Source organism: Gulosibacter sp. GYB002, assembly GCF_036577665.1.
In the GTDB taxonomy this organism is placed as follows: Bacteria; Actinomycetota; Actinomycetes; order Actinomycetales; family Microbacteriaceae; genus Gulosibacter; species Gulosibacter hominis.
In genome coordinates this window covers 131715-146575 of sequence record NZ_JARBDD010000011.1, presented here as the reverse complement: position 1 = coordinate 146575, position 14861 = coordinate 131715, and the positions used below count along the sequence as shown (strand labels likewise).

Here is a 14861-nt window from a genome sequence, read left to right as displayed (position 1 = left end):
TAGCCGTCTCGTAGTTGCTGAGCTGCTGCGATGCGGCTGGCACGTTGCTCGGTGCCTGTAGGTGTTCGAGCGGCAACCCCTGCGGGCCGCCGCATCATCGGCCAATAGCGCGACTAGAATTGCTGCAGGCACGCAATGCCGTGCGCCGTGACGAAGGGGAGATACGTGGCTCTGATTGTGCAGAAGTACGGTGGCTCATCGGTTGCCGACGCTGACAGCATCCGCCGTGTCGCAAAACGAATTGTCGACACCAAGCGGGCGGGGAACGAGGTAGTTGTCACCGTCTCGGCGATGGGCGACACGACCGACGAACTCATCGACCTCGCCCACGAAATCACCCCCATTCCCGACCCCCGCGAGTTCGACATGCTCGTCACCACCGGCGAACGCGTGTCGATGGCGCTGCTGGCGATGGCCATCAAATCAATGGGGTACGACGCTCGCTCGTACACCGGCAGTCAGGCCGGCATGATCACCACCGCCGCCCACGGTGACGCTCGTATCGTCGACGTCACACCGGTGCGCGTCCGCGAAGCGCTCGATGAGGGTGCGATCGCGATCGTTGCGGGTTTTCAGGGATTCAACCGCGACACTCGCGACATCACCACCCTCGGCCGCGGCGGTTCAGACACCACCGCAGTGGCGCTCGCCGCCGCGCTGGGAGCAGACAAGTGCGAGATCTACACCGACGTCGACGGTATTTTTAGCGCCGACCCGCGCCTGGTGCCGCTGGCCCACAAAATCGATGCGATCTCGAGCGAAGAGATGCTCGAACTGGCCGGCTCGGGCGCAAAAGTTGTGCACATTCGCGCCGTCGAATACGCCCGCCGGCAGGGAATGACGCTGGTGGTGCGGTCATCCTTTTCAAACGACCCCGGCACGATCATCTACGACGCCGAATCGGCAGAGGAGTACAACGTGGAAAATGCAATGATCACTGGTGTGGCGCACGACCTCAGCCAGGCAAAAATTACCGTTGTCGGCGTGCCCGATGTACCCGGATCGGCAGCCAAGCTCTTCGGCATCGTCGCCGAACAGGGCGCCAACATCGACATGATCGTGCAGAACGTGCAAACCCAAAACGACGGCGTCACCGACATTTCGTTCACAATGCCGCAGGTGATGGCAGATGCGGTGCTCACCGCGCTGCACAACGCCGAGGCCGAGCTCGGGTATGAGTCGATCCGCTTCGACGACCAGATCGGCAAGGTGTCGCTGGTTGGTTCGGGGATGCGCACCAACATTGGTGTTTCGGCGACACTATTCGACGCCCTCAGCAAAGCCGGCATCAATATCGACATGATTTCGACCAGCGAGATTCGCATCTCGATCATTGTTCGCGCCGATGTGGTGCCCGAAGCAACCCGGGCCATCCACAGTGCATTCGGCCTCGACGGCGAATCGGAAGCGGTCGTCTACGCTGGCACCGGACGCTAGCGGTTGCGGCGACTGAATCTCGAGGAGGAAACGTGACCAAGAAGTTCACCATTGCCGTGGTCGGCGCCACCGGACAGGTGGGTGGTGTGATGCTCAACCTGCTGGCCGAACGCAATCTGCCGGTGAGCACGCTGCGCTTGTTCGCGTCAGAACGTTCTGCCGGCAAACAGATTGAGTTTGCTGGCGAGACGATCACTGTTGAGGATGTGGCCACCGCCGATCTCAGCGGGATTGATGTGGCGCTCTTCTCGGCCGGTGGGGCCACCTCACGCGCCCAGGCTGAGCGCTTTGCCGCAGCGGGCGCCGTGGTCATCGACAACTCGTCGGCCTGGCGACTCGACCCGGACGTGCCGCTGGTGGTGAGCGAGGTCAACCCCGAAGATCTGCGCAACCGCCCCAAGGGCATCATCGCCAACCCCAACTGCACCACTATGGCCGCCATGCCGGTGCTGAAAGTGCTGCACGACGAGGCTGGTTTGAAGCGCCTGGTTGTTTCGACCTTCCAGGCGGTTTCAGGTTCTGGGCTCGCCGGCGCCAAAGAACTCTCTAGTCAGGTGATGGCTGCCGCCGAGCAGGGCGAGGATGCGCTGCTCGGGCTCGTTCATGACGGTAACGCCATCAAATTCCCCGAACCGGTGAAATACGTGCATCCGATCGCGTTTAACGTGGTGGCGCAGGCCGGCGACTTTGTGGATGACGGCAGCGGCGAAACCGACGAAGAACAAAAACTGCGCAACGAGTCGCGCAAAATCTTGCACATCCCTGACCTGCTCGTGAGCGGCACCTGCGTGCGCGTACCGGTGTTTACCGGCCACTCGCTCAGCATCCACGCCGAATTTGAGTGCGATATCACTCCCGAGCAGGCCACCGAGCTGCTCTCGCAGGCGCCGGGAGTGGCGCTCGCCGACGTGCCAAGCCCGCAGCTGGCCGCCGGTATCGATCCGAGCATCGTCGGCCGTATTCGCCGTGACCAGGCAGCCCCCGAAGGCAAGGGACTGGTGCTGTTCATCTCGAACGACAATCTGCGTAAGGGCGCGGCGCTCAACACCGTGCAGCTTGCCGAGCTCGTGCTCGATGAGCTCGCCGGCACCGATCACTAACGGCACCGTTCTATGGCCAACGTGAGCGGCTCATCCGATCGCGATTAATTGGGCGGGGATGCGCCGCCCGCCGCCGGTTTGCTTGTATGCATCCCATATTGAATTTGGTGCTTACCACAGCGTTTTCATGAAAGCTGTTCATTTTTCGGTGATCTAAGGTTTCGGGCGTAGACTGGAGACATGTCGAACCCGAAGATCTACGACGCCGTACTCATCGGTGGCGGCATTATGTCGGCCACCCTTGCATCGCTCATCCAGCAGCTCGAACCCAGCTGGTCGATCAAGATTATTGAGCGCCTCGATGATGTCGCTCAAGAATCGTCGAACCCCTGGAACAACGCCGGTACCGGTCACTCGGCACTGTGCGAGCTGAACTACACCCCCGAAAAAGACGGCAAGCTCAACGTCACCAAGGCAATTGCCATCAACGAGCAGTTCCAGGTATCACGCCAGTACTGGACCTCGCTGCTCGAGCAGGGTCTGCTCAAGGACGCAGCCGAGTTCATCAACCCGGTTCCGCACATGACCTTCGTGCGCGGTGAAGAAAACGTCGAATTCCTCCGCCGCCGCTACGAGGCGCTCAAGGATGAACCGCTGTTCGCCACCATGGAGTTCAGCGACGACCCGGCCAAGATTTTTGAATGGGCACCAACCCTGGTGGTTGGCCGCGACAAGAGTGAACCCATCGCCGCCACCTACGTCAAGCAGGGAAGCGACGTCGACTTCGGCGCGCTCACCCGCAAGCTCATCCAGTCGAGCATCGACAATGGCGCCGTCGTGCGCCTCGGCACCGAAGTGATCGACCTGCGCCGTCGCCCCGACGGTATCTGGCAGATCGCAACCCGCGTGCGTTCGGGAGCAAACCGCGGCCGCAAGAACGTGACCCAGGCCCGCTTCGTATTCGTCGGCGCCGGTGGTGGCGCACTGCCGCTGCTGCAGAAGTCGGGCATCCCCGAAGTCAACGGCTACGGCGGGTTCCCGATCTCGGGTGTGTTCCTGCGCACCGACAACCCCGCCGTTGTCGCCCAGCACCAGGCAAAGGTGTACGGCAAGGCCTCAGTGGGTGCGCCTCCGATGTCGGTGCCGCACCTCGACACCCGCGTGGTTGATGGCAAAAAGTCGCTCATGTTTGGCCCCTACGCCGGGTTCAACACCAAATACCTCAAAAACGGCACGCTGTTCGACTTCTTCAGCACGCTGCGCCTCGGCAACATCCCCACCTACATCTCGGCCGGGCTTAAGAACCTCGACCTCGTGGTGTACCTCGTTAAAGAGGTTTTCGCCTCGAAGAAGAAGCGCTTCGAACAGCTGCAGCAGTTCTACCCCGAAGCCAAGATGGAAGACTGGCGCCTTATCACCGCTGGCCAGCGCGTGCAGGTGATGAAGCGCGGACCCGAAGGCAAGGGCGGTGTGCTCGAGATGGGCACCGAGGTTGTGGCCCACTCGGACGGTTCAATCGCTGGTCTGCTCGGTGCTTCACCGGGCGCCTCGGTTGCCGTGCCCGTGATGATCGACCTGCTGCAGAAGTGCTTCCCCGAGCAGTACCGCGGTTGGGAACCCAAGCTGAAGGAACTTATCCCCAGCCTCGGTGAAGACCTCAACGCCAGCAGCGATGAGGCCGACAAATCACAAAACACCACCGCTGACGCGCTCGGCCTCGACAAGGTTTCGTAGTCGATTACCAGCCAGCAAAGCTAACCGGATGCGCCGTTTGCCCTCGGGCGGCGGCGCATCCGTTTTACTATCGAATGATGGCGGATGAGCGGGTACATTCCGCAACGACGAAAGTGAGTAGCCGTGACGTATGTGGTGGGAATTGCCGGCGGTACCGGAAGCGGAAAAACTGAACTCACCCGCATCCTGCACAGCAAATTTGCACCCGATGCGAGCCGGATGACGCACGACAACTACTACCGCCGTCAAGACAACCTCAGCTACGAAGAACGCTGCCAGGTGAACTACGACCACCCGGATGCGTTCGACAATGACCTGCTGGTTGAGCACCTCGACCAGCTGCTGGCCGGCAACCCAATAGACTCACCGCGATACGACTTTGCCAACCACAACCGCGCCGACGAAGTCGAACGCGTCGAACCCGCACCGGTGCTATTCATCGAGGGGCTGCTGCTATTCGCCGACCCGCGCCTGCGCGACCGCTGCCAGCTGAAAATCTACGTCGACACCGACGCCGATGTGCGCATCCTGCGGCGTGCAAAACGCGATGTGATCGAGCGCGGACGCACCTTTGAATCAGTGGAACGGCAGTATCTCGCCACGGTGAAACCGATGCACGAGCAATTTGTTGAAGCTACCAAGCAGTACGCTGACATCATCATCCCCGAAGGCGCGCACAATCTCGCCGCCATCGAAATCGTCGCGGGTGGGTTGGCAAATATGATCGCGCAAAAAACACAGCCGCAGCTGCCGCTGCTCTAGTTATGTGCGCCGCGTGAGGCGTCATTTCGGGCGCGCCGCAACTCGGCGATACCGCGCACCAAAAAACCAGCCCCGAACATCGCAATACCACCGAGCAGCGACTGCCAAGGGAGCGTAAACACCAGCAGCGCACACAGCACCATCCCCAGCACCTGCATCCAGCGCGGATAGCGACGATTGTCCGACTGCTGCGTGAACGCCGCTAGGTTGGCCACGAAATAGTAGGTCAGCACCCCTGCCGAAGAAAACCCGATGACCTCGCGCACATCACCCACCAAAATAAGCAGCGCAACCACCACGCCGAGCACGATCGTGGCGATATGCGGGACACCAAATTTTGGATGCACCGCGGCCAGCACCGGCGGCAGGTCATGATTGCGGGCCATCGCCAACGCCGTACGAGTGACGCCGGCAATACCCGCGAGCAACGCACCCAGCGCGGCGATAGCGGCCGTAATACGCACCAGCACGGCTGCCCAGGGAGCCGTACCCGCCGCATCCGCTGCATCCGCCAGGGGCGCATCACTCACCGCGATGCCGCCGGCGCCGAGCTTGGCGAGCAGTGTTAGCGCGACGACGGCATAGATCGCACCAACCACGAGCAGCGTGGTGATAATTGCGCGCGGAATATTGCGCTGCGGATCCCGCACCTCCTCACCGAGAGTGGCGATGCGGGCATAGCCGGCGAACGCAAAAAACAGCAGCCCCGCCGACTGCAGCACGCCATACCAACCGGATGCGGTGCTCAGGCGGGTGCCGATGCCAGCAAACATCGCTTCAAAGCCGGTGGGCGCGTTCGGGCCGGTCGAAAGCCACGCCGCCACCAGCACGACGGCAAGACCGGTGAGCACCAGCGCCACGATGATGCGAGCCGCCTGCGCGGTGCGGGTGACGCCCACAAGGTTCAGCACCACCATCACCACGAGCGCTGCCAACGCCACGGGTTTCAGCCAGGCTGCGGGGGCCGCATAGGCCGCGACCGTGAGCGCCATAGCAGCCGCCGAAGCCGACTTACCGACGACGAACCCCCATCCGGCCATGAAGCCCCACCACTCGCCGAGCCGCTCGCGCCCGTAAACATACGAACCGCCCGAGGTGGGATACTGGGCGGCCAATTGCGCGGTCGAGGTGGCATTGCAGGCGGCCACCACAAACGCGATCAACAGGCCCACCAGCAGCGCCGAACCGGCGGCTGCGGTAGCCGGGCCAAACGCCGAAAACAGGCCGGCGCCGATCATTGACGAAAGGCCGATCGCGATGGCGCCACCGAGTGTCAACTCGCGGCGAAGGCCCGGGCTTGACTGAGTGGGTGCGGTCACGGCGCCATGTTAACCAAGCGAAGCGACTAGCATCGAAACTCGGTTGCCAATAACAAGCCGAGAGGAAAAATCGCGTGGCCAAGCTGTACTTCCGCTACGGGGCGATGAACTCGGGCAAATCAACCATGCTGCTACAGACCGCTTTCAACTATGAAGAGCGCGGTCACCGGGTGTTGCTGGCCAAGCCCGAGATCGACACCAAGGGCGCCAACCAGGTGTCGTCTCGACTGGGCATGTCACGCGAGGTTGATCTGCTGCTGAGTGGCGACGATCATCCCCGCGATGAATTCGCGCGCTGCAATGCCGAGGGAACGGTATCGTGCCTGCTGGTCGACGAAGCGCAGTTTCTTAGCGAAGCGCAGATTGACGAGCTGTTTCAGATCGCCGTGCTCGATGATGTGCCGGTACTGTGCTACGGCATCCGCACCGACTTTCAAACGGCTGCGTTTCCGGGGTCGCGACGGCTGCTCGAGATTGCGCACTCGATTGAAGAGCTAAAAACCATTTGCCGGTGTGGGCGCAAAGCGATCTTTAATGGCCGCCGAATCGATGACCGGTTCGTGTTTGACGGCGACCAGGTGGCCATAGACGGTAATTCGGTGACCTACGAATCGATGTGCGGCCGCTGCTACCTGCTGGAATCGGGCGGCAGGCTGGCAAGTCACCTTTAGTGCTGGCCAGTCGCCGGTAATGTTTACAAGTTGCCGGTAATGTTGGCCGCCATTCACGCAGATGCGGTGGAATAGTCGCATGTCACGCTTAACGGGTGCGTGGCCGGGTGATTGGAGTGGCAAATGGTCGAAGGCTTCGAGCGCGTGAGCGCCGAGAACGTGACACTTGAGGGGCGCACCCTCACGGTGGGGCGCCTGATTCATGCGCCCGCAGAGGACATCTTTGCGCTGCTGGCCGACCCGAATCAGCAGGTGGAAGCCGACGGGATGGACATGGTGCGCGGGCCGGTGGCGGGAACCGAGCCTGTGACGAAGGTCGGCGACGTGTTCACGATGAATATGTACGCCGAAAAAATGGGTGGCGATTACCAGATGGAGAATCACGTCACTCGTTTTGAAGCCGACCGCGCTATCGGATGGATGCCGGCGCGTCCCGGAAGCGAACCGCACGGTGTGCAGTGGACCTGGGTGCTCGAACCCGAGAGCGACGACAGCACCTATGTGTCGCTGGTGTACGACTGGGATGCGGTTACGAACGAGAAGATGCTCGCCGGGAAGTTTCCACCGTTCCCGGTTGACGCATATCTCGAGTCGCTGCATGCGCTTGCTGACGCGGTGGAAGACGCGGACGACTGGGACGGCGAAGACGACGCGTTTGACGCGTTCGACGACTAGCGCTGTGCTGTCTGGGCTCGGGCTCGCGCCGGGCTCGCCCGCCCCGGGCTCGCCCGCCTGCCCCGCGCCCGCCTGCCCCGCGCCCTCCCTTCCGGCAAGTGACCCTCTAACTGCGAAGTGACCCTGTTATAGCAGGGTCATTTGCTGGCAACAGGGTCACTTGGTCTAGGTGTCGGCGTGGGGTTGGGCTTGATGCGGTGGCGGGGCTGAATCCAGATGCCGCGGGGACTGCGGAATTTTGTTTCCTGTGATCAGAATTTTGGCTGCAGAAAATGCATTTTGGGCCGAGAATCGGCCCAAAACCGGAGTTTTGCAGTCAGGAAACAAAAATCCGCATTGGGATGCAGTCAGGAAACAAAAATCCGCATTGGGATGCAGCCAGGAAACAAATTTCTGCAGAGGGGAAGAGGGCAGGCGGCGGGATGCGCGGGCTGCGTGGGGCAGCCAGCACCTGGGCAGTCCGGCGAGAAGGCGAGAAGGCGAGAAGGCGAGAAGGCGAGAAGGCGAGAAGGCGAGAAGGCGAGAAGGCGAGAAGGCGAGAAGGCGAGAAGGCGGGGAGGGGCAGCCGGGCGAGGATGAAAGCGCGCGGGCAGCAGAAAAGCGCGCGGGCAGCAGAAAAGCGCGCGGGCAGCAAAAAGGAGCCACCTCGCGGTGGCTCCTTGCTCAGTCGGGGTGACAGGATTTGAACCTGCGACCTCGTCGTCCCGAACGACGCGCGCTACCAAACTGCGCCACACCCCGTGATGCCTTTAACGGCAACTGAACCACTATATCGCATCCTGTGCCTGCATTGTGATCAACGATGCCTCCGGGGCGCAGAAGGTGCGTACAGGTGCATAAATCGAGGTGCCCAGGCCGCGCGAAACGTGCAGCGGCACACCGCGCCAATCATTGAGCCCGCCGGCATACTCTGGCGGTAGATCACAGTTCGACACAATCGCTCGACCTCCAGGCAGACACACCTGGCCACCGTGCGTGTGCCCGGCGAGCATCAGCGCCATACCGTCGAGCCCGGCGTATGCATCCAGAATGTGCTGGTAGGGGGCGTGCACGAGCCCCAGCACAATATCGGCTGGATGCGCCTGCAGTTCACTAAAGTGCTCCAGCGCCGTGGCGAGTCGGTCGCGCTTGATGTGGGGGTCATCCACCCCGATCGCGCGAATCCGACGCCCGGCCGCGGTGACCTCGACCGCGGTGTTGGTAAGGTCGCGCCAACCGAATTGATCGAATAGCAGCCAGCGCAGCTCATCGGTGTTGAGCTTTGGCTGTGTCGCGGGTTTGCGCTCGCCGGGGAATACATAGGTGAGCGGATTTTTCAGCACCGGTTCGTAGTAGTCGTTTGACCCGAACACCGAAATTCCTGGCACGTCACGGAAAGGTGCCAGGATTTCGACCAGCTCGGGGAATGCATCCCGGTGGCCGTAATTGTCGCCGGTGAGCACGACCAGATCGGGTGCGAGATCGGCGAGCTGCCGCACAAAACGGATCTTTTTTCGCTGCCCGGGGGCCAGATGAAAATCGGCCAGGTGCAGGATGCGCAGCGGTTCCGACCCTGCCGGAAGCGCCGGAATCTGATAGTTGCGCAGCACAAAACGGCGGCGTTCAATACCCGCGGCCCACCCGGTAACGGCGAGGCCGCCTCCAAAGATGGCGGCGGCCCCAATGCCGAGCGGACGGATGATTTTATTGACCGACATAGATGGTGATCTTCGCATCCTTCGTGAGCATCGACCCGGCGGGTGGGTCGGTGCGAGTGACCTTACCCGGCTGACCATTGCGGTCGGTGGCCTGGTACCAGTTGTTACCGCCGTTCACAAAGCCAGCGCTGCGGAGCGCCGACTGTGCTTCGTCGAGTGTCATACCGGTGACATCCGGCATGGCGTGGTCGCCGGCCGAGGGCTGTTGCCGCTGGTTGGGTTTGCGGCCGTTCGAGGGTGAAATCGTCACCTCGCTGCCCTTCGGAACGCTGGTGTTGGCAGCGGGGCTGGTCTTTGCCACCGTGTTCGCAGGCTGGCTGGAATCAACCGAGCTACCAACGGTTACCGCGAATCCGGCCTCTTCGAGCGCCGTGGTGGCGGCCTCGATGCTCATGCCGGTGACGTCGGGAACATTCGCCTTCGGGGTCTGTAGCGCCTCGGGGTTTGGTTCAGGCCAGTCGTTCGCGCCGTACTTCGGGATGGCGTAGGCGAGAATGTCGTGCGCGATGTAGTGACGGGCCTGCGTGCCACTCACGCCATTGAAACCAACGTTGTAGAGCGAAACCCAGTCGTAGTGCTTGTCGCCCGCATCATCGGTGTACATGTACTGCTTATCGGTGTTGCCAACCCACACCGCCAGTGAGATCCCGGTGCTGGACATGATGCTCCAGGTGTCACGGGCGTTGTCGCTGGTACCAGTCTTGCCGATAAGCGGGCCCATACCCGGGTTCGATGCGGTGCTGAAGCCTGAGGTGGTCACCTGTTTAAGCACGTAGTTAACGGCGTTGGCGACGTCCTTGCTGATGACCTGCTTACACTTCGACTCGGGTGGGGCGATCTCGGTGCCATCGCGGAGCGAAATCGATTCGATGGCCACCGGCGAGCATGACTCGCCCTGATTTGCGAAACCGGCGTAAGCCGTGGCCATCGACATCGGCGCGATTTCGTTGGTGCCGAGAATATCCGAGGGGTAGGAGCCGCTTTCTTGCCCGTCGGCGCGGTGCGCGCCCATACCAACGGCAATATCGCGCGTTACGCACTGGTCGAGTTGCTCGGCCATTGCAGCATATGCGGTGTTAATCGACTGTATCGTGGCTTGAACGGCCGATACCGTGCCAAACCGCTGGTTGCCGTCGTTGTTCACATCCCAGCCGCCGCCATAGGGCGCATCCTTACCGCAGGAGTCTTGGAAGTTTGCCTGGTCAAAAACACGATTTCGTGCGTTCACGGTTTCGTTCACCGAGTGCCCGGATTGAATCCAGTTGGCGAGTGTGAAGACCTTGTAGGTTGACCCCGGTGGGAAGCCTCCCGACTGGCCGTACTTTTTGTCGGCGTTGTAGTTCACCGAGGTAGCGTTCGGGTTTTTGGCGGCTTCGCTGGTTTCGTCAAAGTCTTTGTTTTGGGCCATGGCCAGGATGCGGCCGGTTCCCGGCTCGACAGCAGACACTGCGGCCCCGAGTTTCATATAGTCGACCGATTTCGGCACATACTGGTTGAGCACATTCGTGACTTGATCCTGCAGCTCGAGGTCGAGCGTGGTGTGGATCTGGTAGCCCTTTGACTGGAAGTTAAACAGTCGCTCTTCATAAGTGGCACCGAACGCGGGGTCGTTTTCGATGACCTTGCGCACATAGTCACAGAAGAACTGCGTGTTGTTTGTTGCGTTCATGCAGCCGTGACGGGCGGGCGTGATCTTCGGTTCGATCGCGGAGTCACGGGCCTGTTCGTACTCGTCCTTTTTGATCTTGCCTTCTTCATACATGCGGCGAAGCACATAGTTGCGGCGGTCGGTTGCAGCCGGGATGTTTTCTTCGTCGTCGATGCGGAAAGCGTTGGGTTCCTGCACCATGCCACCGATCAGCGCGGCTTCGGCCAGGGTCAGATCTTTCGCGGGCTTACCGAAGTAGTACTGGGCTGCCGACTCGACCCCGTAGATCTGGCCACCGAAAAGCGCGATGTTCAGGTACCCCTCGAGGATCTGGTCTTTTGAGTACTGCTTCTCAACACCGATGGCCAGGCGCATCTCCTGCAGCTTACGGCCGGCCGAACGTTCGGTCGCCTCGTTGAACGCCTGCTGGCGCTCCACCGGATCGAGGAGCGCTTCGGCGGCCTGTACGCGCTGGTTACGCACGTACTGCATCGTGATGGTCGACGCACCGCTACCGCTATCGCTCACAACTGACTCGAGCACCGCACGTGTCGCCGACATCACATCCACACCACCGTGCTCATAAAAGCGCGGGTCTTCGGTGGCGATGACTGCATCCTGCAGGTAGGGCGACATCTGGTCGAGCGGAACCTCAACGCGGTTCTGTGAGTAGAACTCGGCGATCTTCTCTTCCTTGTCGCCACGCTTCGCGTACAGCTCAGTTTTTTGCTGCAGCGGCGTGATTTCAAGGTAGTCGGGAAGTGATTCGAACAACGTGATCGTAGAGTTCGCGGTCACACCGGCGACAGCCAGAATTGGCGTCATCATCGCGGCCACGAGTACACCGGCGATCCCGCTCATGCCGAGCAGCCCAAGCACTGAGGCTAGGACATTGCGCTTCGGCGCAGTTGATGAGTTGGAAGGCATGACCTCTAGAGTAGTGGGGAACCGGTGTTTCGGACAGAAATCTTTGCTATCTCCAACCAGAGGCTGGTCAGCAAAGACCCAGTTCTACTGTCGCGAACCGCTGTAAAGACCGCGTCCACCAGCAGAAAAGGAATGACATGCAGAAGTGGGAGTACTTCATCACACCGCTGCCGCTGCACACTCCCGGAGCGATCCTCAATAACTGGGGAGCCAAGGGCTGGGAGCTCGTGCAGATCATCGTGAACGAGCAGGGAGGCACTGTCGCCTACCTGAAGCGTCCGCTAAGTGACGAGAGTGAGCAAAACGCATGAGCAAGATCGAAACCCGTCTCGCCGAACTCGGCATGGAGCTTCCCCAGGTAGCCGCTCCAGTTGCCGCCTATGTGCCGGCGATCGCAAAAAACGGCCGCGCCATCACATCTGGCCAGCTACCGTTCGTTGCCGGGCAACTGCCGGCAACCGGCAAGCTCGGTGCTGAAATTTCGCTCGAGCAGGCACAGGAATTTGCCGCCACCTCGGTGCTCAACGCGCTCGCTGCCATCAAAGCGGAAATCGGTGATCTCGACCGCATTACCCGCGTGGTGAAAGTGGTGGTGTTTGTCGCATCCGATCCGCAGTTCACGCAGCAGCCGCTGGTGGCCAACGGCGCCAGTGAACTGCTCGGCAAAATTTTTGGTGATCGCGGCCAGCATGTGCGTTCGGCCGTTGGCGTGGCGGTGCTGCCGCTGGATGCGCCGGTCGAGCTCGAGCTCGAGGTCGACTACCACTAGGGCGGTTGAGTCGCCAAAGACTTAGTTCTCGAAAAACGCTGCGCGCCCGTGGCAAAGCCGGGCGCGCAGCGTTTTATGCGGCTCTGGTTATGCGATGGCGCGATCGTCCGCAATCAGTTGCACGATCGCATCCATTACCGATGCATCAGTCAGCGTTGAAGTGTCACCAACCGGCTCATTGTCGGCGGCGTTGCGCAGCAACCGGCGCATGATTTTTCCAGAGCGTGTCTTTGGCAGCTCATCAACGACGTAAAGGTTGCGCGGGCGGGCGATTTTGCCGATGCGCTTGGCCACATATTCGCGCAGTTCTTGCGGTACATCCACACCGCTCGCGGCTTCCAGCTGCGACTGCTTGAGCACGACAAAAGCCACCACGGCCTGCCCGGTGGTTTCATCGCTGGCCCCGACCACGGCAGCCTCAGCGGTGAGCGGATGCTCGACCAGCACGCCCTCAATTTCGGTGGTCGACAGTCGGTGCCCCGAAACGTTCATGACGTCATCGACGCGGCCTAGCAGCCACAGGTCACCGTCGAGGTCGACTCCGGCACCATCGCCCGCAAAATAGCGGCCCGGGAACTGCGACCAGTAGGTTTCGATGAATCGCTCATCATCGCCCCAAATGCCGCGCGCCATCGACGGCCATGGCTCGGTGATGGTGAGCAGCCCCATCTCACCCGGGTCGACTCGCTCGCCCTGCTCGTTCACGACCTCAATTTCCACACCGGGAACGGGGCGCTGGGCAGCGCCTGCCTTGAGTGCATCCTGGGTGGGGATTGGGGCGATCATGTGTGCGCCGGTTTCGGTCTGCCACCAGGTGTCGGCAATCGGACAGCGCCCGCCGCCGATGACCTCGTGATACCACTGCCAGGCCTCGGGGTTGATGGGTTCGCCAACCGATCCGAGCAGACGCAGGCTCGATAGGTCGTGGCGAGCGGGGATGGTGCGTCCGGCGCGCATGAATCCGCGGATTGCGGTGGGCGCGGCATAAAAAATGGTGACCCCGTACTCTTCGATGATTTCGAACCAGCGGTCAAGGGAGGGGTAGTCGTGCGAGCCCTCGTACATCACCTGGGTGGCGCCGTTGAGCAGCGGGCCGTATACGAGGTAGCTGTGGCCGGTGATCCAGCCAACATCGGCGGTGGCCCAGTACACATCGTCGTCGCGCAGGTCGAAGCTGGTGCGGGTGGTGAAAGCGACCTGGGTGAGGTAGCCACCGGTTGAGTGCCACAGGCCTTTTGCTTTGCCGGTGGTGCCGGAGGTGTACAGGATGAATAGCGGATGCTCGGCAGGGAACGCTTCGGGGGTGTGTTCGGGGCTGGCCTTGGCGAACTCATCGTGCCACCACAGATCGCGGCCCTCGACCATGTTGACCTCGTGGTCAGGACGGCGCAGCACGAGAACGCGCTCAACCGAGTGGCCGGGTGTCTCGAGGGCGGTGTCGACGGCTTCTTTGAGCGGGAAAACTCGGCCCTTGCGGTTAGAGCCGTTGGCGGTGATCACAAATTTGACGTCGGCATCATCGAGGCGCTGGCGGATTGCTTCGGGTGAAAAACCACCGAAAATCACCGAGTGGGTGGCGCCGATTCGCGCGCAGGCGAGCATCGCCACCACCGTTTCGGGCACCATCGGAAGGTAGAGGGCGACGACATCGCCGGCTCGTACCCCCAGGTTCAGCAGCATATTGGCGGCCTGCTGCACATCGCGGTGGAGGTCGGAGTAGGTGATCGTGCGGGTGTCGCCAGGCTCCCCGATCCAGTGGATCGCAACCCGGTCACCGTTGCCGGCGGCGACGTGGCGGTCAACACAGTTCACGCTGGCGTTCAGAGTGCCATCGGCAAACCATTTCGCAAACGGTGGATTTGTCCAGTCGAGTGTCTCGGTGAAGGGTGTTTCCCACTTGAGTTCGCGTGCGCGCTCGGCCCAGAACTCGAGTCGATCGGCCTGCGCCTGGTTGCGGATATCACCGGGGATGTGGGTGCCGGCGATGAATTCATCCGCGGGCGGGTGCGATGCAATCGGGTTGGTGAGTTTTGCAATGCGCTCTTCAGCTTTTGTCAACTTCGGCTCCTTTGGCGAGATCGTGCGACCGAGTGTATACCCGCACTTTTTGTGGCGGATGATCGTGTCGCGAAATTACGGCGGTAGCGATTGGGGTGCGTGTGCGCGGCCGCCCGGGAGGGCT

Annotated in this window: 12 protein-coding genes and 1 tRNA gene; 8 read left to right on the top strand and 5 right to left on the bottom strand. The window is 61.4% G+C overall.

Annotated features, from left to right (window positions below; translation table 11 throughout):
* The first annotated feature begins 165 nt into the window (after nt 1-165).
* The 4 genes from PV375_RS06980 (at nt 166) to udk (ending at nt 4973) form a co-directional block, all read left to right on the top strand.
* Nucleotides 166-1437 (top strand): aspartate kinase, encoded by a 1272-nt coding sequence (locus PV375_RS06980; protein WP_332106700.1) that lies wholly within the window; start codon nt 166-168, stop codon nt 1435-1437.
* 32 nt (nt 1438-1469) lie between these two features.
* Nucleotides 1470-2537, top strand: coding sequence for an aspartate-semialdehyde dehydrogenase (locus PV375_RS06975; RefSeq protein WP_332106699.1), 1068 nt, complete (start codon nt 1470-1472; stop codon nt 2535-2537).
* Between the two features lie 180 nt (nt 2538-2717).
* Nucleotides 2718-4211: a malate:quinone oxidoreductase gene (locus tag PV375_RS06970; RefSeq protein WP_332106698.1), complete on the top strand. Its 1494-nt coding sequence runs from the start codon at nt 2718-2720 to the stop codon at nt 4209-4211.
* 123 nt (nt 4212-4334) lie between these two features.
* Entirely contained in the window at nt 4335-4973 is a 639-nt protein-coding gene (gene udk, locus PV375_RS06965) for a uridine kinase (RefSeq protein ID WP_230972589.1), read from the top strand.
* On the opposite strand, the gene PV375_RS06960 is transcribed toward udk, so the two are convergent.
* Complete coding sequence (locus tag PV375_RS06960) at nt 4970-6292, bottom strand: APC family permease (protein ID WP_332106697.1); 1323 nt, start codon at nt 6290-6292, stop codon at nt 4970-4972. The two genes, udk and PV375_RS06960, sit on opposite strands and share 4 nt — an antisense overlap.
* A 74-nt stretch (nt 6293-6366) precedes the next feature.
* Here PV375_RS06960 and PV375_RS06955 point away from each other — a divergent pair, with 74 nt between their 5' ends.
* Together PV375_RS06955 and PV375_RS06950 are read left to right on the top strand one after the other, a co-directional pair.
* Nucleotides 6367-6963 (top strand): thymidine kinase, encoded by a 597-nt coding sequence (locus tag PV375_RS06955; protein ID WP_201518496.1) that lies wholly within the window; start codon nt 6367-6369, stop codon nt 6961-6963.
* A 123-nt stretch (nt 6964-7086) separates the two neighbouring features.
* On the top strand, nt 7087-7638 hold the full coding sequence (locus tag PV375_RS06950) for a polyketide cyclase (protein WP_332106696.1): 552 nt from the start codon (nt 7087-7089) through the stop codon (nt 7636-7638).
* Nucleotides 7639-8305: 667 nt separating this feature from the next.
* On the opposite strand, the gene PV375_RS06945 is transcribed toward PV375_RS06950, so the two are convergent.
* The 3 genes from PV375_RS06945 to PV375_RS06935 all read right to left on the bottom strand — a co-directional run bounded on the left by PV375_RS06945 (nt 8306) and on the right by PV375_RS06935 (nt 11910).
* Nucleotides 8306-8379: transfer RNA gene (locus tag PV375_RS06945), tRNA-Pro, on the bottom strand.
* 26 nt (nt 8380-8405) lie between these two features.
* A complete protein-coding gene (locus PV375_RS06940) occupies nt 8406-9335 on the bottom strand; it encodes a metallophosphoesterase (protein ID WP_332106695.1) in 930 nt (309 codons plus the stop codon).
* Nucleotides 9322-11910: a transglycosylase domain-containing protein gene (locus PV375_RS06935; protein WP_332106694.1), complete on the bottom strand. Its 2589-nt coding sequence runs from the start codon at nt 11908-11910 to the stop codon at nt 9322-9324. Before PV375_RS06935 ends, PV375_RS06940 begins: the two co-directional genes overlap by 14 nt.
* 137 nt (nt 11911-12047) lie before the next feature.
* Between PV375_RS06935 and PV375_RS06930 the strand changes: the two genes are divergently transcribed.
* Nucleotides 12048-12221, top strand: a complete 174-nt coding sequence (locus PV375_RS06930) for a hypothetical protein (protein WP_201518492.1) — start codon at nt 12048-12050, stop codon at nt 12219-12221.
* Entirely contained in the window at nt 12218-12679 is a 462-nt protein-coding gene (locus tag PV375_RS06925; RefSeq protein WP_201521169.1) for a RidA family protein, read from the top strand. The genes PV375_RS06930 and PV375_RS06925 overlap by 4 nt, the downstream gene beginning before the upstream one ends.
* A gap of 87 nt (nt 12680-12766) precedes the next feature.
* Here the strand turns inward: PV375_RS06925 and acs are convergent, their stop codons facing one another.
* A complete protein-coding gene (gene acs, locus PV375_RS06920) occupies nt 12767-14737 on the bottom strand; it encodes an acetate--CoA ligase (protein WP_332106693.1) in 1971 nt (656 codons plus the stop codon).
* Between the last annotated feature and the right edge of the window lie 124 nt (nt 14738-14861).

Coding starts and splice junctions, on each gene's coding strand:
- PV375_RS06970 (WP_332106698.1), top strand. CDS start 2,718: ATGTCGAACCCGAAGATCTACGACGCCGTACTCATCGGTGGCGGCATT.
- PV375_RS06950 (WP_332106696.1), top strand. CDS start 7,087: ATGGTCGAAGGCTTCGAGCGCGTGAGCGCCGAGAACGTGACACTTGAG.
- PV375_RS06940 (WP_332106695.1), bottom strand. CDS start 9,335: ATGTCGGTCAATAAAATCATCCGTCCGCTCGGCATTGGGGCCGCCGCC.
- PV375_RS06935 (WP_332106694.1), bottom strand. CDS start 11,910: ATGCCTTCCAACTCATCAACTGCGCCGAAGCGCAATGTCCTAGCCTCA.
- PV375_RS06930 (WP_201518492.1), top strand. CDS start 12,048: ATGCAGAAGTGGGAGTACTTCATCACACCGCTGCCGCTGCACACTCCC.
- PV375_RS06925 (WP_201521169.1), top strand. CDS start 12,218: ATGAGCAAGATCGAAACCCGTCTCGCCGAACTCGGCATGGAGCTTCCC.